The organism is Kitasatospora sp. NPDC029312 (genome assembly GCF_055569215.1).
Map to the genome: position 1 here is coordinate 40,358 of NZ_JBVHXY010000014.1, position 17,372 is coordinate 57,729.

Sequence of the window (17,372 nt, forward strand, 5' to 3'; positions counted from 1 at the left end):
AAATTCTGCAGGTCGGAGCGGGTGCGTGTGTCACGATCTCCTGCCATGGAGAACTGGGACGAACTGACCGTCACCGAGCAGGTGCTGGTCCGCCGTGCTGTCACCGGCACCAGCCCGCGCGGCAGCGCGCGGCACGTCACGGCAGTGCTGCGCTGGGCGGGGTCGCCCGAGGTGCCCAGACGGCGCAATGCGTCGCCTGCGGAGGAGCTGGCGCGCGTGCCGGAGCTGGCGGCGGCGACGCTCCGGCTGTCGCGGACGGTCGCCTTTCGGCGGCGACCTGGCGGGCCTTCAGTGTCCTCTCCAAGTTGTCGTTGCGGTCACCTCAGGGCTGGGAAGCTGTTGCCGAGAAGTTCGCAGCATCTGCGCCTTGGCTGTTCAGGCGAGCTCGGAGAGCGGATGTCGGCGAGTTCTGGCATCGGTTCTGGCTCGAGGACCGAGGAGATGTCGGCGAAAGCCGAGAGCATCGGTAAGAGCGCGTGGGCGTGTCGGAGGCCGGCGGCGCGAGTCGGCCTGAGAGGCCGGCTGGAGTCAGCGCGCTTACTCGGTGGTCTCGGGCGTAGGGAAGTGCTGTGGCTGGCCTGACGAGCTTCCTCGCATGTGGACGGCCCCCGCGTCGAACAGCGGAGCCGTTCGACGCGGGGGCCACCCTCATGCTAGTTCTGGACGTAGAAGCGGGAGTTGTCCTTGTCGAAGAGCAAGGTGACGGGCTGGTTGTCCAGGAGAGTGACCGTGCAAGGGTTGCTCCATTCCTCCAGGATGATCGTCCCGTTGTCTACGTGCTTGGACAAGAAGACGCTGACCGTCTGCTCAGGGGTGAAGCTGCACTTTTCGTCTCCTCCGAGCGGGGTGATGATCAGGGGGGAGAAATTGCCGGATGTGAGGTTCGCGGCCTGGGAGATACCGAAGTTGTAGACGTCGGTGGTGTTGTTGTGGACCCAGAACTGGCCTTCCCCCGCCTTAGCGCCCCGGCTGAACGCGCCGCCGTCGAACTCGTAGTAGAGGCCGGAGTCGGCCGGCGGGTCGACCCAGGAGGCCTGGTAGATGGTGGCACCGTTCTTGATGTCCGTCGTGCTGGCATAGAGGGTGTACTTGACGTCCCAGGTGATGTTGTTGGATTCCATGGGCGTGAAGATCAGCCAGCCGACGTTGGTGGGCTGGTCGTCGTTGTCGTGCTTGGTGCCGTCGCCCCCGATGGTGGTGCTCTTGGCGACGACGACCTGCTGCTTGAGCACTTTGGTGATGTAGTCGAGGTTTCCCAGAGGGTTGATGTTGAGGGTGTAGGTCATGCCGGGTTCTCCTTCACTGGGCACCCGGAGGATCGGCCCTCCGGGCAGGTCATGGGTGCGGACGTGGGTCCGGAAGCGCCTGAGGCCTTGTCGGGACGGCGGCGTGACGCCGGTCGGACAACGAGGTGCGTCAGGCACCGGGAGTCGTGTAGACCGCGTACAGGGAGCCGTCGTGAAAGCCGAGTGCGGGCTGGCTGTTGGGGTCGCTGATGCCGGAGACGTGGCGGGGCTTGTCCCACCACTTCTTGCCGTCGAACTCGCTCCACCACAAGCCGTAGTCGAAGTACGACACGAGGCAGACGAGCCGCTGGTCGTCCTTGGTGCTGCCCAGCGCGGGGTAGGCGACACCAGTGAAGCCGGGCAGAGGAGACGGCGTGCTCCAGGTGCCCTGGTCGTATCGGGTGCACAGCAGGGACCCATCGAACGTCTGGTAGACGCAGTGCGGGATTCCCCGGAAGGAGACCAGCGCCGGCACGGCGGAGCAGCGCCGCTGGTTGGCCATCGGCTGCCCAGCGGCCCACTTCGTTCCGTCGAAGGAAGTCCAGTGCAGGTCGTAGTCGTTGCCGGTGTAGACCATGATCAGTTTGTTGTTGACGCATGCCAGGTCGTACCAGTACGCCGAGATACCCGCGACCCCGACTCCCTTGCTCCACGTGACGCCGTCCTTCGTGGAGGCCCAGTTGAGCGTGCCGGACTCGTCGGTGGTGTACACGCAGTGCAGCAACTCGTTGCGCCGTGCCGCGCTCACGCGGTAGAGCACGGTACGTGAGGAGTCCTGGCCGGGGGACCACTGCGTACCGTCCCAAGCGGACCAGTTCAGTGCCTGGTCGCCCGATGTACCGGTGTAGAAGCAGTACAGCTTCGCCTTCTGCGGGTACTGTGCGAACGATGCGAGCGCGGGGCGCCAGCCGCCGATGACCTCCGCGACGGCCGACGGGCTCGACCAGCCCTGGTCTCCGCCGACGTACCGGATCATCCACGGCTTACCCTCGGAGTCGTTCTTCCCGGCATCGCGACGCACTTCTGCCACTGCACTCTCCTCCGCATTCAACAAGGGCACCGAGGCCGGCGCACAGGCCCGGGCGAGTGGTCGACCGCAGCGCAGGGCGGCGGCGATCCGATGAACCCCATCAAATGGTTCCCGGACGAACCATTTACACCATGGCACATCCGGTCACCGAATATGCGGCCCGGCCAACGGAATTCACTCCACCAGGCGGCGCGAACCAGGCCGTGAGAAGTGCGCCGCCTCGACCGGTCCGAGCGCCTCCACGGGAGAACACCGCAGAGGCCGCCGGCCTGGAATCCAGACGAACGATGCGCGCTCCAAGAGGTGGCGGCCCGCCTCTCGACGTCCAAGCGGGGGCGGGCCGTCCATCCTCCGATGAACGCCGCCGCTCCGCACTGCCCGCTCCGTCGATGCGACGCGCAGCGCCAGGTACAGCAGCACTGCAACGAAGCCCCGGCGCCGGCATTCGTCAATCCATCAATGAAATTGATGAGCAAGACGTCGGCGGCCGTCAACACCAAGGGCTGCCAGGATTCAGACCCACCCGATGCCTTACGGCTCGCAGGACGCTCCCTCACGCGGCCGGGCCTCGGCTCAAGCGGCGGAGCAGTGCGTCAGTTGCCGGAAGTCCTTGTAGTGGTTGAGGGTCAGGTAAACGTCGCCGGCGGCGGAGCGCACCAGTCTCGTCACGCCTCGGTTTTTCACGGGGTCGTATGCACCCTTTGGGGCTACCGGGATGTCGTACTTGTAGTACGTGGTTCCGCCGGGCAGCTGGCCATCGCGGTTGTCGTAGCCTGCGCCGCCCTGGACGCGCTGGCCGTTGTTCCAGGTGTAGATCCCACTGGTCGTCGGCCACCCCTCCGCGCGCCATTGCGTACAGGCGGTGTTCACCAGGGCATCCGTCCTGGCGTCTGCGGGCGGCTGGAGGATCTGCCGCGGCTCGGTGACGGAGACCGCGGAGCGGGCAGGGGGCCGGGCCTTGAAGGTGGTCGAGGCATGAGCCGGCGCCGCGAGAGCGAGGCTGCATACCGCGGTTAGGGCGTTCGCCATCAGGCAACGATGGGATTTCTTCACGAGTGGACCTTCCTTCGAGATGGGGATACGTACGACGCAGCGCCTTCCTCGCCTTCACGGGTGCGATCGACGGGAAGCAGTGCGTGGTTGTCGGCGTCGGCGGTGGGGACGCACGCCCGGAGGTGCCGGAGCGCCAACCTGACATTCCGTTTTTGCACGAACCGGCTCAGTTCGGGGCGCTCTCACCCGGCGTCGTACTTGGCGTCCACTCGAACAGCCCGGAGGTGACCGTGACGTCGTGACCCCAACGGCGGCCCCGGGAGGGCGCGATTGTCTGGCGCCAGCGCGGGTCGGGGCGCGTTCGCCTCCGGCTCGAGGGAGCCAGCGTTATCTGGGACCCAGCGCCTTACCGCAGTCGGAGCGCAGTTAGCTCACGTCCATCCTGACCGAGACCGACTACTCGGCCGCCACTTCCCGTGCCGACGCCATGGCCCCCGACGCCGTCGACTTGATGGCACTGGCGGCGCGGCGGTCCTGGACGCCGACCTGCACACCGTGTGGCTCGACGAGACCACCGCTACCGTCTGGCACGCCTGGGACGACCCCCGAGGGCGCCACCGGCTGGACCCTCGATCGCCAACCGGCCGCCGAAGCCCTGCGCTGGGCAGAGGACCAGCTGGTGCTGGTCCTGGAGCGCCTCACCAAACGCGACTGCGACCTCACCTACTGCGCTACCCCCGACCGCGTCGAGGACGACCTCGACGCCCTCGGCGACGTCGAGGTGATCAAACTCGCCGCCCTGCGCGTGCAGGCTCCCGGCGACCCGGTTGCCGTGGACCGCCTGATCCGCCGCGGCCCAGGCCCTGGCCGTCCTTGCTCGACACCCCCTACCTGGTCGAGGAATGGGGTCTACCCTCGCCTGCCGTGCTCCTCTCGGGTGACGGGCCTTGCTGGATCGCGCTGGACTACCGGGCGTGCGGCCGACATGGGGAACCTTCAGTCGCGTGGTTCGACGTCGACTTCGTGGAGTTGGCCCTCGCCTCGGACTTCGGATCCTTCGTCGAGGGCCTCTCGTCCGCCAGCGAGTCCGACTGAAGCGCCACCGGGACACACCTGACTGACCTCGCGAACAGCGGGACGGATCCCGGCCACGTCACGGCAGGGCGAACGTTGCCTGATGCGGCACTAGCGTCCTGGCCAGGTCGACATGGCGACACCGGCCGACGGCCTGGCGTCGCTGGTGAAACTGATCGGCAGTCAGCCCCGAAGGCCGACCGCCCCAACGTGCTGGCTGGTAGCGATCGGCCGGGGGCGAGTTCTGCTCTCCGTTTCGGCTTTGGTCGTGTCCCGGCTGACCCTCTGCGTACATGCCCGGCCGGGCCGCCCCGGGCCGCGGGGCCCCTGAGCGCCCTCCTCTCAGGCGGTGTCGAACGCCTCGGCAACGGTCAGCGTGTCCTCGTACAGGTGCATGCGAACGATCCTGCCGCCCTCGACCGCCAGGTGCATGGCCACCGGTGTGGTGAACTCCTTGCCGCTGGCCGCGACGGTGTGCGTGAAGACCGCCAGCAGCACCACGTCACCACCGTCGACGATGAAGCGCTCCAGCACGACCTTGCTCTGGCCGTGCGCGAAGTGCGGCCACATCGTGGTGAAGTACGGCGCGACCTCCTCCCGGCGGGTACGGCGCCCGGTCCAGGGCAGCGCGTCACTGCCGGGGACGTGCCAGTCGATCTCCTCGGAGAACAGTTCCTGGATGCCGTCGGGGTCCCGCCTGCCGAGGCTCTCCAGGAACTTCTCGGCCACGGTCCGCGACGTCTGAGTATCTGTTGCCATGGTCCTTGTCCTTTGTCTCTTCGTCTGCTTGAGGTGTCGGTCGAGCCTCAGCCCTGGAACAGGAAGTGCTTGCCGCGCCTTCACGCAGCGCGCCGAGGTCGACCGGCGCGAACTCGACGCCTAGAGCTGTGTGGCGCCGCCGTCGACGAGCAGTTCCGCGCCGGTGGTGAAACTGCTTTGATCGCCGGCCAGGTAGAGGGCGGCGGCGGCGACCTCGTCGGGACGGCCGGCACGGCCGAGCGGGGTCGGTGGGGCTGGCTCGGCCGCGGTGGGCCGATCGCCGTGCGGGAAAGCTGCGAGAAGCTCGTCCAGGCCCGGGGTCTCGACAGGGCCTGGGGTGAGGGTGTTGACGCGGATTCCGCGGCCGACCAGTTCCGCGGCCCAGGTGCGGGCGAGGCTGCGGATCGCGGCCTTGGTGGCGGCGTAGACGCCCAGGCCCGGGGTGGCCCGCAGGGCCGCGCTGGAGGAGAGCAGCATCACCGAGGCGCCGGCCGTCAGCAGCGGCAGCGCCTTTGGGACAGTGAAGACCGTGCCCTTGAGATTGATCGAGGTAGTGCGGTCGTACTCCTCCTCGGTGATCGCGCCGAGCGGGCCGTAGTCGCCGACCCCGGCGTTGGCCACCACGATGTCCAGGCGGCCGCTGCGGTTCGCGATCTCGGCGAAGAGTCGGTCGAGGTCGCCGAGGTCCGAGGCGTCGCCCTGGACGGCGATGCCGCGGGCGCCGACCTGCGCGACGGCGGCGTCCAGCGCGGCCTTGCGGCGCCCGGTCAGGTAGACGGTGGCGCCCTCGGCGGCGAAACGGCGGGCGATCGCCAGGCCGATGCCGCTGGAGGCGCCGGTGACGAGGGCGGTCTTGTCTTCCAGTTGTCCCATGAGACTCTGCGTTTCCTTAGTGTAACTATTTTGGTTACATCGATGTGCGCGGAATGCGACCCCCCTCGATCAAGGAAGGTCGACGGTCCGAGGTCAGGCGGCTTTCAAGACGTCCCGCAGCACGTCCTCCAACGTGGTCTTGGCCAGCTCCCTGCGCAGCGCAGCCTCCACGTTGCCGTACACGGCGGTCATCGCCGGCCCGATGCCGTGGCCCACGACGCACTCGGGATCCGGTGTCGCGCGATGCAGGGCGAAGACCGGTCCCGGTTCGATCGCCTGGTAGACGTCGAGCAGGGTGATCGCCGCCAGGTCCCGCGCGAGCATCCAGCCTGCGCCCGCACCCCGCCGTGAATCGGCCAGGCCGGCCTTGCGCAGCTCGCCCAGCAGGCGGCGGATCACCACCGGGTTGGTGTTGACGCTCGTCGCGATCTGCTCGGAGGTCGCGACCTCGTGGCCGCGCCGCTGATACAGCCCGATCCATGTCAGGGCGTGCGCCGCGATGGTCAGTCTGCTGTTGGCACTCACGTCGGACTCCACCTCCCTCGCCCCTCGGTCCTAGTCGTAACTGTAGTTGTTACAACTTCACGCGGCAAGTCATGCGGTGCTGGCTTGGCCGGCCTCGTCAAGGAGCACGCCACCCGCGAGCACACCATCGCCGAGTTCTCCGTCAGCCGGGCCACCGTCTATCGAGTCCTGGAACGCACCAGGGCCAGCATCCAGACGGAAGCCGAACGGCGGTACGGCCCCGCCAACCTACCGGCGGGTCAGGTGTCCCCTGGTGTCTGGGCTAGGAGGACTCCAGGGCCGACTTCTCCTGATCATGCCGCCTGGCCGTAACCGTCCGGGGTGGGCGGGTCGTTGCCTCGGAGCGGGCTGAAGTCGACGTCCAGATGCGGGTCGTACGCCTCGGGCTGGATGCCGAGTTCGTGGGTGGAGTACTCGCCGAAGCGGCGGATGTGCTCGGTCAGGTACAGCGAGATGTGGGCGAGGTCCTCGGGTCGATGACGTAGCCCTCCTCCTGGAGCTGGCGCACGATCTCGGCGATGTCCAGGGCGTTGTGGAAGATCACCGCGTTCGTGAGCAGGGCGTTGAACTTCGCGGTCTTCTCCTGCTCGACGGGGTCGTTGTCGGTGACGACGCCGCCATTGCCGAAGTCGATCCACTGGGAGAAGCCGTTGAACGCCTCGACCTTGTTCGTGGCGGCGATCACCCGCCGGCGCAGCGGGGCGTCCGAGAGGTAGCGCAGCAGCTGGACGGTGCGGATGACGCGGCCGACCTCGCGGAAGGCCGTGTATGTGGCGTTCTTGCGTGAGCCCGCCCGCAGGCGCCGCAGCAGCGGCGTGGAGGAGATGGCGCCCTCCCGCACGGAGACGGCCACCCGCATGAGGTGCCGGAACTGGGGCTCGATCAGTTCGGATTCGATGACGTTGCGGCCCGGCTCCCCGAACAGGGCGTCGATGTGCACGTACTCGGCTCTACTCGCGGGTTCTTTCGCGAGAATCGGGGTGGTCAGCCCGTGGGTTCGCCTTGAGGAACCTTCAGTCTCCGCGAACTCGCGGGGCTCTCCGAGTGTGAGTAGTTGCGGTACAAGAAGTGCCGCCGAGATTGATCTTGCTGCGTTCGCCTACAAGTCGAACGTCAGCTGTCCGCCGGTTTCGAGCGCCGTACGTCGGGCCTGGGCCTGGGTGCGGGCGTGGTGATCACGGTCGTAGTGCAGAGCTCGAACGGCAGATCGACGCTCTCACCGCCGCCGGGTGAGGATTGCCGAGCGCACATCGACCGGAGAGTCGTCGGGTGCCACGGGGCCTCCTGGCAGCGCGGGTCCGGGCAGGTCCCCTCAGCCAGGAGGTCCCCACGGCCTGCAGGCCGCTTCAGCTCGCCAACCTCGGCGGCCGGGTGCGGTTACAGATGCGCGGCCAGGAACGGAATGACGACGTCGGCCATCTCGTCGGGCACTTCCTCCGCCAGGTCGTGGCCGGCGTCGAAGACATGTCCCGTGACGTCGTGGGCCATGAGCCGCATCTGGGACTCGTTGCGGTCGCCGATGAACGCGGATCCGCCGAGCGCCAGGACCGGGATGTCCAGTTTCTTCTGCGCGGCCTGCCGGTTCTGTTCGGCATCGACGAGCATTGCCCGGTAGACGGAGAGCATCGCGCGGATGCCGCCGGGCATGGAGTAGCAGCGCACGTATTCGTCGACCGCGTCGGGAGTGGCGGTGTCAGGGTGGTTACGCTCGTACTTGATCATGTAGGTGATCAGCTCGCGCTCGTGTCCGGCGATCAGCATCTCGGGTACGTCCGGCTGGAAGTAGAAGCCCAGATGCCACAGGTGCAGGCCGCTGGAGACATTCTCGGGGGTGAGGGCCGTGTGGTCCTCGAAGCCGAATCCGGGGAACAGCGCCTCGGCGAACACGAGAGCGGTGACGTGGTCGCGGTGGCGGGCGGCGAGCTGGTAGCCGATCACCGCTCCCCAGTCCTCACCCGCCACGGCGTATGTCTCGTGTCCGAGATGGGCCATCAGCTCGGCGATGTCGTCACTCATCGTCGCGGAGTCGTAGCCGTCCGACGGTCGGGCGGAGTCGCCGAGACCACGGAGGTCCGGCACGACGACGGTGTAGTGGGGCGTCAGCTTCGGGACGAGGTGGCGCCAGTGGTAGCTGGTCTTGGGCACGCCGTGCAGGAGCACCACCGCGGGGCCGGATCCGGCTGTGCGGTAGTGCAGACTCGTTCCGTTGACGGCGGCTCGGCCCGTGCGGACGGGCATTCTGTCATGGTCGAACATCATGTTCGCCAACCTTCCTGGTGTGCTTCGCGATACGGGTGTCAGTGGGCTTTGGGGAGGGCCGACGATCGTCACCAGGCGGCTCGGTCCAGTGCCGTCCGAGGTCGGCCGGGCAGCGGAACGGCCTGCGGGGTCCAGGGTGACGTTCTCCGGGTAGAGCCGGCCGAGCAGGGCCAGTACGACGAGGTCGTCCTGGCCGGTGGCGTCCAGGGTGACGTCGCCTGCTTGCGTCCACACCAGCCCCGGTGCGCGCAGTGCGGACCACACATCTGCAGTGCCGGGCGCGGCAACGGAGTGTGCGGCGCCTGTGGCCGGGTCCGGTCGGTGGGCGAAGCGGTGGCCGCGCAGGGCCTGGCCGAGGTCGACGTGGGCGGTGGTGACGTCGCGGGCGATCTCGATGCGGGCGGTGCGAGTCCCGTCGGTGATCGGCCCGGTGATGGTACGGGCGGTGAGCGGCCCCGATGCGGTGTTGGCGGGCGGCAGGTCTTCGACGAGGGTGCGGGGAGCGGCGTAGTAGTCCTGTATTTCGGTGACATACGTGACGGTGTCTTCGGCGACCGGGTCGGTGCGCCAGGTCAGCAGGTGCCGGGGCGCGGTCAGGTGCAGCTGGTCGAGGACGGCGGGCAGGGCGGTGCCGCCACCCGTCTCGAAGCCGTAGTCGGCCGGGCCGGAGGTGCCGGTGACGACGTGGCGGGCGGAGTCCATGATGCTGGAGTGCCGGATCTGGCGGACCAGCAGTTCGGTGAGGAACGCGTCGCGGGCCGGTTCGGTGTGCCGCAGCCCGGTTGGGGTGATCAGGAGCGGCACGTCCTGCCAGTTGTGAAGGGCAGCAGGGCGTCGCGCAGCAGGACTATCTGATGCAGCCACTCGTTGGAGAGCTGCATCGTGACAGGCCCGCCGCGCCGGCCGCGGAGCAGATCGGCCGCGGGAGGGGTGAGCAGGTGGCCATAGCAGTGGCTGCGGACGACCAGCGGTCCGGCGGGCAGCGGTATCCGGTCAGCGAGCAGCCTCTTCAAGGCCGCGGCGGTGGCCCAGGAGACGAGCTCCCGGCCGATCGTCTCGGCCTGTGTGCCCAGTTCGCGTGCTGCCGAGGAGCTGTCCGGGCCGATGGCCAGCGGCAGGGAGCTCTCCCGGGTGCCGAGGGCGAGAGTCGCGCGGATCTGGCCCTCCAGCACTTCACCGTCGGCGCTGGTGAGGGCGTTGTCATCGACGATGCCCTGCAGCAGCGGCTCGGTGGCGGTGAGGAAATCGCGGGCTGTCAGGGTGGTGCCACCGGCGGGGAAGGTGTTCCAGCAGCTACCGCCGAGAGCGGGTGTGCTCGGAGTGGGCGCGGGGGGCATGGGTCCTCCGAAGGCGTCGATGAAGCAGGGGTGGATGTCGCCGGATCCCGTGCTCATGCGGGCTTCGGCCCCTTTTCTGGATCGACTGATACAGTTTGCGGGCATGAAAAAGTCAGCCGAGGGCGGCCAGGGCGACCTCCACGAGGGGTTCGAAGGCGTGGGCATCCGGGGTGATCTTCGAGGAGACCAGCAGTCCGTTGAGGAACGTGACGAGGAAAGCGGCCAGCGTGTGCGGGTCGTGCCGCGCCGCGACCTCGCCCCGCTCCGCCGCGACCCGCAGCACCTCCGCGAGCGCGTCCCGACTGGCGTCCTGCATGTCCCGCACGGTGCGCCGGATCGCCGCATCCTTCGGCAGGCGCTCGCAGGCGGCGTTGACTGCCAGGCAGCCCCGGCCGTCGCCTTCCACGGCGATCCGGACCCGCTCGACCAGCATCGTACGGATCGCCGACCGGGCGTCCGCTCCCTCCTCCAGGCTGCGCAGGGCGGCCGCCGCGAGGGTGGTGCGGTAGTGCTCCAGCGCCGCCCGGTACAGGCCCTCCTTGTCGCCGAACGCGGCATACAAGGATCCCTGCCCGATTCCCAGTTGCTGGGTCAGGTCGCGGACCGAAGTGGCCTCGTAGCCACGCATCCAGAACAGTTCCATGGCGCGGCTCACCGCCGCCTCAGTGTCGAACTCCCGGGTCCTTGCCATGGCTCCACCGTAACCTATCTGGATCGCTTGCTCAAGAAAGGGACCGCGGCCTGACCATGCGCTGACCCGCAGGCCGGCCTCACGCCACTCGTCATCGGCGTCCTCCGCGGCGTCCGGGTCGCGCAGCGGGCTCAGGCCATGCCCGGGGCCGCTGGCTTTGATGTTGAACAGGTAGGAAGGCGGAGAGGGGGCGGGCATCGAAAAAGCTTGCTTTAGACAATCGCCAAGACATCCACCCACTTAGCAGCAAGATGGCTCGTGTAGGTCGGGAACGCATGAGGAGGGAGCGCGCGCGATCCTGCTAGGAGGGTGGTGGTCTTGGCGGTTGTCTAAAACGAGCTTCATGCGCTGCGCGATGGCTTGCGGTCGCTCACCCCGTCACTCCAACACTGCCCAACCCTCGACCAGCCCGGAGTCCCCACCGTCACACCATCAGGCGACACCGAACCGGGCAGCAAGTCACTTACCGCCCTGTGAGGTGAGGGTCGGCTGCCGCCGGGGGGCCGAGGATGTCGAGGATGTCCAGGAAGGCGGTTGCCGCGGGCGTGCGGCTGACGGGGCTCCAGATGACGTACTCGACGCGGGCCGGTGCGTCGGCGACCTCGATGGTGGTGACGCCGGTGAGCTGCGGCACGTAGGCGGAGGCGAACATGGCGATGCCGAGGCCCTGCCCGACCAGGCGGGCCATGAAATCTGCGCTGGTCACCTCGAAGGCGACGTCGCGGCTGAGGCCGGCGGCCGCGAAGGCCTGGTCGGACTGGACACGTCCGGCAGTGCCGGCCGGAAGGTCCACGAACACCTCGGACGCGAGCCTGCGCAGGTCGACCTCCGTTTCGCCGGCGAGCGGGTGGTCCGGCGCGACCACGGCGACGAGCCGGTCGCGGGCGAGCTCGCGGGCGGCGACACCGTGCGACCGCGCCGTGGTCGGCAGCCCGAGGAAGGCCACGTCGATGGCTCCTTCCCTGACCTGCTCGACGAGATCCTCGCTGGCACCCACCCGGAGGGCGATGCGCACGTGCGGGTACCGCTCGCGGAAGTCGCGCAGCGCACCAGGGACATCGACTGCGGCGACGGTGGGGATCAGTCCCACGGCGAGCCGTCCGCGTACCTCTCCGACCGTCGCCGCGACCTCGGCCGCCGCGCGCTCGGCGGCGTCCAGGCACTGGCGGGCAGCGGGCAGGAACGCCGCACCGGCCGGCGTCAGCCGCACCCGTCGGCTGGTCCGCTCGAAGAGCCGCGCGCCCAACTCCCGTTCCAGGCGCGCGATCTGGTGGCTCAGGGCGGACTGGACGACCAGGCACCGTTCGGCGGCCCGGGTGAAGCTGTTCGTTTCGGCGACGGCGATGACGTAGCGCATCTGCTGGAGCTCCATGTATCCATCTTGGATCGAGATCAATAGAGTGACAAACATGTGTTGGACTCATTGATCGCTGCGGGATGAACTGCGAGCGTGACAAGTCCAGCAAGTCCAGCAGTACAGAGGGTTTCCGACCGAGCCGGCCGTGGTGTTCCCGGGGCGCCCGATGCTCCCCGTGGAAATCTGCCGCGCACCCTCCTGACCGCCCTCACACCCATGGTGTGGGGCACCACCTACGTGGTCACCACCAAGCTCCTCCCGGCAGGGCATCCGCTGTTCGCGGGCCTGCTGCGGGCGCTGCCCGCCGGCCTGATCGCGCTGGCGATCACGCGGACGCTGCCGCGCGGTGCGTGGTGGGGGAAGGCCGCGGCGCTCGGCCTGCTGAACATCGGCCTGACCTTCCCGCTGCTTTTCATCGCGGCCGAACGCCTGCCGGGAGGCGTTGCCGCCACCCTTGCGGCGGCCCAGCCGCTCGCCGTCGCCGTCCTGGCCGTGGCGGTCCTGCGAGAGCGCCTGTCCGGTTGGCGCCTCGCCTGGGGGGCAGTGGGGGTCGCGGGCGTCGGTCTGGTGGTGATCGGGCCGAAGGCGGCACTCGACCCCGTCGGGGTGGTGGCCGGCCTGGCGAGCGCCGCCTCGATGGCGCTCGGGGTGACACTCACCAAGCGCTGGGGGCGTCCCACCAGGGCCAGCCATACCGCCTTCGCCGGTTGGCAGCTCACCGCGGGGGGTCTGTTCCTGGTGCCGGTCACGTTTCTCGTCGAGGGGGCACCTCCTGCAATCGGCATGTCGGCTGTCCTCGGCTACCTCTGGATGGGTCTGGCCGGCGGTCTGCTCGCCTATGTGCTGTGGTTCCGCGGCGTCACCACACTGCCCGTCAGCTCTGTCGCGGTGCTCGTCCTGCTCTCGCCGCTGGTCGCCGCCGTTCTCGGCGCCGTCGTGCTCGGCCAGACGCTCGGGCCTGTCCAGCTCGTGGGATTCGTGCTCTCGCTCGCCGCGATCGTTGCCGGGCAACTTCCCCGCCCACTCGGCTGACGGCACGTCGGTAAGACTCCTGGGCACGGGATACGGCCTTATCTTTGAAGCGTTGGAGTTGGAAGGATCTCGCAGTGCCGGAGATGAAGTCCGTCCTGGTTACGGGTGCGACCGGCGGTCAGGGCAGCGCTGTCGCCCGCAGGTTGCTCGACAGCGGCTGGGCGGTGCGCGTCCTCGTCCGTGACTCGGGCAAGCCTGGCGCCAAGCACCTTCAGGCGCTCGGCGCGAAACTGGTCACCGGCGACCTCGACGACCCGCAGTCCCTGCGCGCGGCAGCGCAGGGCGTGCACGACGTCTTCAGCTTGCAGCCCGCCGACCTGACCTCCCCCGTCAGGGGCGAATATGTTGACCTCATTGCCCAGCGCCGCTCCCGCTCCCCGCGCTGGCGGCCCGTCGTACGGGTCGCCGTACCGCATGGGACCTCGGGACGGGGTCGGGAGTGCTCGCCGCCGTCCCGGCCCGCCGGGGGATCGACCACGCACCTACACCTCCAGGACGACATGATCATCTATGAGGTGATCCGCTGACCGCTTGAGGTCGCCATGGTTCTCGAAGACAGTCAGGGCTGGATCATTCTTGGGGTCTCACTGCCCAGGCAGCTCAGCGCCTCCATGGCCTCGCGCTCTACACGTGAGAGATCGCCGAGGATCGAGCCGGCCTGGGCGAGGCACTGCGCATCGCCCGATTCACCGGCCTTCTCGATCAGTGCTGCTACCTCCGTCCACAGGGTGGCCGCCTCGGTGTACAGCGTGTGGCCGGTGCGCAGGTGGCTGCTGTCGAGCAGGTCGGTGCATTCGGCGAGGAAGTCGCGGTAGAGGTTGCGGAACAGGGCGCCGCCGGTGCCGGCCCTCTCCATCAACAGGGCGGCCTGAGGCAGGTCTCGCTGGGGGTCGTCGGTGCGCTGGAGCCAGGTGCGTACCAGCTTGCCGGCCTTCTCGATGCCGCGGTGGCCGAGGTTGGCGATGGGCGGGTTGAGGAAGGCGTCGGCGCAGGCGGTGATGGCGGGGATGATGTGTTCGTGCGGGGCGGGGAGGTTTTCCGGCGCGGTGAGGGTGAAGGAGCGGTGCTTGGCGGTCATCGGGCCGCGCGCGGCTCTGGCCTGGGCGAGGCTGGTCAGGCTGGTGGAGACGGCTCCGCCTTGCTGGTGGGTGTCCACCAGGTAGGCCTTGTGGTCGTCGTAGCCGTACATGGCGACGATATGGCCGCCGAAGTGGACGTCGTAGCCGAAGTAGTCCAGGTGGTGGCTGTCGAGCTGGAGTCCGACGGGGTGGCCGGCGTCGATGGAGGCCGCCACGTTGTCCCATGCCTTGCGCGGGGAGGTGGTCTCCCGGGTCAGGAGTTCCAGCCCGAGCCTGGTGGCGAGGTTTCTGGTGAGGTCGAAGGGCTTGACCCGTCCCCCGAGGAAGGGGAAGTCCATGTTCTTGCCGTCCCAGTAGATGAAGGACAGACCGGAGCCGAGGCCGAACAGCATGGGCTCGGACAGATCGAGTCCCTGGTGCCGCAGCAGCACCCCCAGGGCTGTGGTCTCGCAGTGCTGCGTGGCGCGGGCGTCGATGCCTATGACCGTGGTCATGCGGTGCTCTCCTGGACGGGGATGACCAGTCGGGTCAGCAGTTCTTCTTGTGGTGCCTCTGCCGGTCCGACGAGATACGCCTCGCGTACGGGTGCTTGCGGGCGCAGTCCGCGCTCGTGGATGGCGGCGAAGAGCGCGTTGTAGGCCAACGGCAGGTGCCCGTAGGGTCCGATGTGCGTGGTCTCGGCGACGAATCCGCCGGGCAGCATCGCGAATTCCAGGCCGGGCATGCCTTCCCCCTGCGGGGTCTGCGCTCCGACGGCGATCTCCATCCGCTCTTCCAGGTCCAGCGGGTACAGCCCCCACAGCGGCGGCTCCCAGGTGATTCCCGTCGTGCCGAGTGCGGGCAGCAGTCGGCCTACGCACTCCTCGATCCTGGTTGCGATCTCCGCGGGGGTGCTGACCGCTCGCATCACCGCCAGCCGTCGCTCCGGCTCCCTGCCCAGCGTCACCTCGTAGCCGGGCAGACCGCTTTCCGTCAGCCGTTCCAGCATCTCCAGCCGGGCCTGGTCCCTGCTGATCCGTTCGGCCAGCCGGTCCCGTTCGGCGCGCAGGATCCCTGCCCTGCGCTCAGGCCCGGCGGCCAGTGCCTGGGCGATCACGGCCAGGGGGAGATCCATCTCGCGCAGCAGGGCGATGGTCAGGGCGTCACGCGCCTGTTCGGGTGCGTAGTAGCGGTAGCCGGAGCCGGCGTCCACGCGGATGGGAGCCAGCAGCCCCGTGTCGTCGTAGTGCCGTAGCTGTTTCACGCTGAGGCGGCACAGGCGGGCGAAGCGCCCGATGGTGAGGAGTTCGTCGTGCACGCCATCATGGTGGACTCTCCCACGGTGGGAGAGTCCAGCGCCGAGTCGATGCACTGACTAATGGACTGACTCAAGGACGCCCTACTCGCTGCCGGTATTTCGGGTTTGACGGAAGAACACGCCGCGCGTGACTGTTGCGGCAACCCGTTCACCACACCGCGGAAGGCAGGGGTGCCAGATGCACGAGCTGATCCTCCGGCACGCGTCGGAGCATCCGGACAAGACCGCCTTCGCCGACGCCCGCGGCGCGCTGAGTTACGGCGGCCTCGCCCGCCACACGGCGCTGGTGGCCGGCAACCTCCGGGTGGAGCGCGGCAGCCGGGTCGCGCTGTGCCTGGCCGGCGGGGTGCCCGCGGTCACCGCGATCCTCGGTGTCGCCCGCGCCGCCGCGGTCGGCGTTCCGCTCGACCCGCGGATCGGCGACGACGACCTGCGGTTCCGCCTGGCCGACGGCGGCGCCGACCTGGTGATCACCGACCGCGCCCATCTGGCGCGGGCCCGACGGGTGGCCGGTGTCCGGGTGGTGACCGTGGACGACCTGCTCGCTCCCACGCGTACGCCGCCCCGGGACGACCTCGAACCGGACGCGCCCGCCTGGCTGCACTACACCTCGGGGACCAGCGGGGACCCGAAGGGCGTGCTGTCGACGCAGGCGGCCTGGCTCCGGTCGGCCGACCACGCCTACCGGCAACTGCTGGGCATGTCCGCCGAGGACCGCCTGCTGTGGCCGCTGCCGCTGTTCCACGCCTTCGGGCACTCGATGTGCGTGGTGGGCGTGTTGGCCCTGGGCGCGAGCGCCCACGTGATGGACCGCTTCACGCCGGAGGCGGCGGCCGACCTACTGCGCCGGACGCCGTTCACGGCACTGGGCGGCGTGCCGACGGTCTTCACCCAGCTCCTGGACGCCGGGGCCCCACTGCCGCCCCGCTGCCTGTCGGCCGGCGCTCCGCTGCCGCAGGAGTTGCGGGATCGGTTCCGCCGGGTGTCCGGCCGTGAGCTGCACGACGGCTACGGCAGCACGGAGGTCTCCGGGAAGGTCGCCGTCGACGGCGTGGTGCTGCCCGGGATCGAGACCCGGTTCGTCGACGGTGAGCTCCAGCTGCGGATGCCCGGCGCTGTCGGCTGGCAGGCCACCGGGGACCTCGGCCGGGAGGAGAACGGCCGGCTGGTGGTCACCGGGCGGGTGAGCGAGGTCATCATCCGGGGAGGGGAGAACATCCACCCCGCCGAGATCGAGCAGGTGCTGGCCCGCTGCCCGGGCGTCCGGGACGCGGCCGTGGCGGGGGAACCCGACGCGGTGCTCGGTGAGGTGCCGGTCGGCTACGTCGTCGGCGAGGCGGATCCGGCGGCGGTCCTGGCCTTCTGCCGTCGGCGGCTGCCGCCGCATCGGGTACCGGAGACGATCCGCCCGGTCAGCCGGATCCCGCAGACCTCCTCGGGCAAGCCGGTCCGGCGACGGCTGCGGTTCCAGTACGTGCTGGACCTGGTCCGGTGGGAGACCGAGGGGATCACCGGTCGGGCGCCGGAGCCGGACCAGCCGTTCGCCGAGGCCGGTCTGGACTCGCTGGGCACCGTGCGACTGCGGGACCGGCTGGGCACCGAACTCGGGGTCGCGCTGCGCCCGTCCCTGGTGTTCGACCACCCCACGCCCCGCGCGATGGCGGACCATCTGACCGGCGGGGCCGGGGGGGGGGGGGGGGGGGGGGGGGGGGGGGGGAGGAAGGGAGGGGGGGGGGGGGGGGGGGGGGGGGGGTGGGTGGGGGGGGGTGGGGGGGGAGGG

Annotated in this window: 15 protein-coding genes and 2 pseudogenes; 4 read left to right on the plus strand and 13 right to left on the minus strand. The window is 69.2% G+C overall.

Annotated elements, in window-relative coordinates; translation table 11 throughout:
* Positions 1-653: 653 nt before the first annotated feature.
* From ACZ4WV_RS14295 to ACZ4WV_RS14305, 3 genes are all read right to left on the minus strand, one after another.
* Positions 654-1,286 (minus strand): hypothetical protein, encoded by a 633-nt coding sequence (locus ACZ4WV_RS14295; protein ID WP_465746311.1) that lies wholly within the window; start codon positions 1,284-1,286, stop codon positions 654-656.
* 130 nt (positions 1,287-1,416) lie between these two features.
* Complete coding sequence (locus tag ACZ4WV_RS14300; RefSeq protein ID WP_465746313.1) at positions 1,417-2,316, minus strand: hypothetical protein; 900 nt, start codon at positions 2,314-2,316, stop codon at positions 1,417-1,419.
* Positions 2,317-2,889: 573 nt separating this feature from the next.
* A complete protein-coding gene (locus tag ACZ4WV_RS14305) occupies positions 2,890-3,369 on the minus strand; it encodes a hypothetical protein (protein ID WP_465746314.1) in 480 nt (159 codons plus the stop codon).
* Between the two features lie 864 nt (positions 3,370-4,233).
* Between ACZ4WV_RS14305 and ACZ4WV_RS14310 the strand changes: the two genes are divergently transcribed.
* Positions 4,234-4,404, plus strand: a complete 171-nt coding sequence (locus ACZ4WV_RS14310; RefSeq protein WP_465746316.1) for a hypothetical protein — start codon at positions 4,234-4,236, stop codon at positions 4,402-4,404.
* A gap of 321 nt (positions 4,405-4,725) precedes the next feature.
* On the opposite strand, the gene ACZ4WV_RS14315 is transcribed toward ACZ4WV_RS14310, so the two are convergent.
* The 8 genes and pseudogenes from ACZ4WV_RS14315 to ACZ4WV_RS14350 form a co-directional block, all read right to left on the minus strand.
* Complete coding sequence (locus ACZ4WV_RS14315) at positions 4,726-5,142, minus strand: nuclear transport factor 2 family protein (protein WP_465746318.1); 417 nt, start codon at positions 5,140-5,142, stop codon at positions 4,726-4,728.
* 120 nt (positions 5,143-5,262) lie between these two features.
* Positions 5,263-6,015 carry an SDR family NAD(P)-dependent oxidoreductase gene (locus ACZ4WV_RS14320; RefSeq protein WP_465746320.1) on the minus strand — a complete coding sequence of 251 codons (753 nt, stop codon included), beginning with the start codon at positions 6,013-6,015 and terminating at the stop codon, positions 5,263-5,265.
* Positions 6,016-6,108: 93 nt separating this feature from the next.
* On the minus strand, positions 6,109-6,540 hold the full coding sequence (locus ACZ4WV_RS14325) for an Rrf2 family transcriptional regulator (protein ID WP_465746322.1): 432 nt from the start codon (positions 6,538-6,540) through the stop codon (positions 6,109-6,111).
* Positions 6,541-6,979: 439 nt separating this feature from the next.
* On the minus strand, positions 6,980-7,621 hold the full coding sequence (locus tag ACZ4WV_RS14330; protein WP_465746474.1) for a Tn3 family transposase: 642 nt from the start codon (positions 7,619-7,621) through the stop codon (positions 6,980-6,982).
* Between the two features lie 296 nt (positions 7,622-7,917).
* Positions 7,918-8,799, minus strand: a complete 882-nt coding sequence (locus ACZ4WV_RS14335) for an alpha/beta fold hydrolase (protein ID WP_465746476.1) — start codon at positions 8,797-8,799, stop codon at positions 7,918-7,920.
* A gap of 45 nt (positions 8,800-8,844) precedes the next feature.
* Positions 8,845-10,136: pseudogene (locus ACZ4WV_RS14340) on the minus strand (hypothetical protein); the annotation flags it as partial.
* Positions 10,137-10,248: 112 nt separating this feature from the next.
* On the minus strand, positions 10,249-10,827 hold the full coding sequence (locus ACZ4WV_RS14345; RefSeq protein WP_465746478.1) for a TetR/AcrR family transcriptional regulator: 579 nt from the start codon (positions 10,825-10,827) through the stop codon (positions 10,249-10,251).
* A gap of 463 nt (positions 10,828-11,290) precedes the next feature.
* Complete coding sequence (locus tag ACZ4WV_RS14350) at positions 11,291-12,199, minus strand: LysR family transcriptional regulator (protein WP_465746324.1); 909 nt, start codon at positions 12,197-12,199, stop codon at positions 11,291-11,293.
* A 201-nt stretch (positions 12,200-12,400) separates the two neighbouring features.
* Here ACZ4WV_RS14350 and ACZ4WV_RS14355 point away from each other — a divergent pair, with 201 nt between their 5' ends.
* Together ACZ4WV_RS14355 and ACZ4WV_RS14360 are read left to right on the plus strand one after the other, a co-directional pair.
* Positions 12,401-13,216: an EamA family transporter gene (locus ACZ4WV_RS14355; RefSeq protein WP_465746326.1), complete on the plus strand. Its 816-nt coding sequence runs from the start codon at positions 12,401-12,403 to the stop codon at positions 13,214-13,216.
* Between the two features lie 74 nt (positions 13,217-13,290).
* Positions 13,291-13,691, plus strand: a pseudogene (locus ACZ4WV_RS14360) (SDR family NAD(P)-dependent oxidoreductase); the annotation flags it as partial.
* Positions 13,692-13,775: 84 nt separating this feature from the next.
* On the opposite strand, the gene ACZ4WV_RS14365 reads toward ACZ4WV_RS14360, so the two are convergent.
* Both ACZ4WV_RS14365 and ACZ4WV_RS14370 read right to left on the minus strand, forming a co-directional pair.
* A complete protein-coding gene (locus ACZ4WV_RS14365) occupies positions 13,776-14,789 on the minus strand; it encodes a BtrH N-terminal domain-containing protein (protein WP_465746328.1) in 1,014 nt (337 codons plus the stop codon).
* Positions 14,786-15,592, minus strand: coding sequence for a MerR family transcriptional regulator (locus ACZ4WV_RS14370; protein ID WP_465746330.1), 807 nt, complete (start codon positions 15,590-15,592; stop codon positions 14,786-14,788). The genes ACZ4WV_RS14365 and ACZ4WV_RS14370 overlap by 4 nt, the downstream gene beginning before the upstream one ends.
* 178 nt (positions 15,593-15,770) lie before the next feature.
* Here ACZ4WV_RS14370 and ACZ4WV_RS14375 point away from each other — a divergent pair.
* Positions 15,771-17,372, plus strand: a 1,602-nt coding sequence (locus tag ACZ4WV_RS14375; protein ID WP_465746332.1) for an AMP-binding protein, incomplete at its 3' end; no start/stop codon positions are given.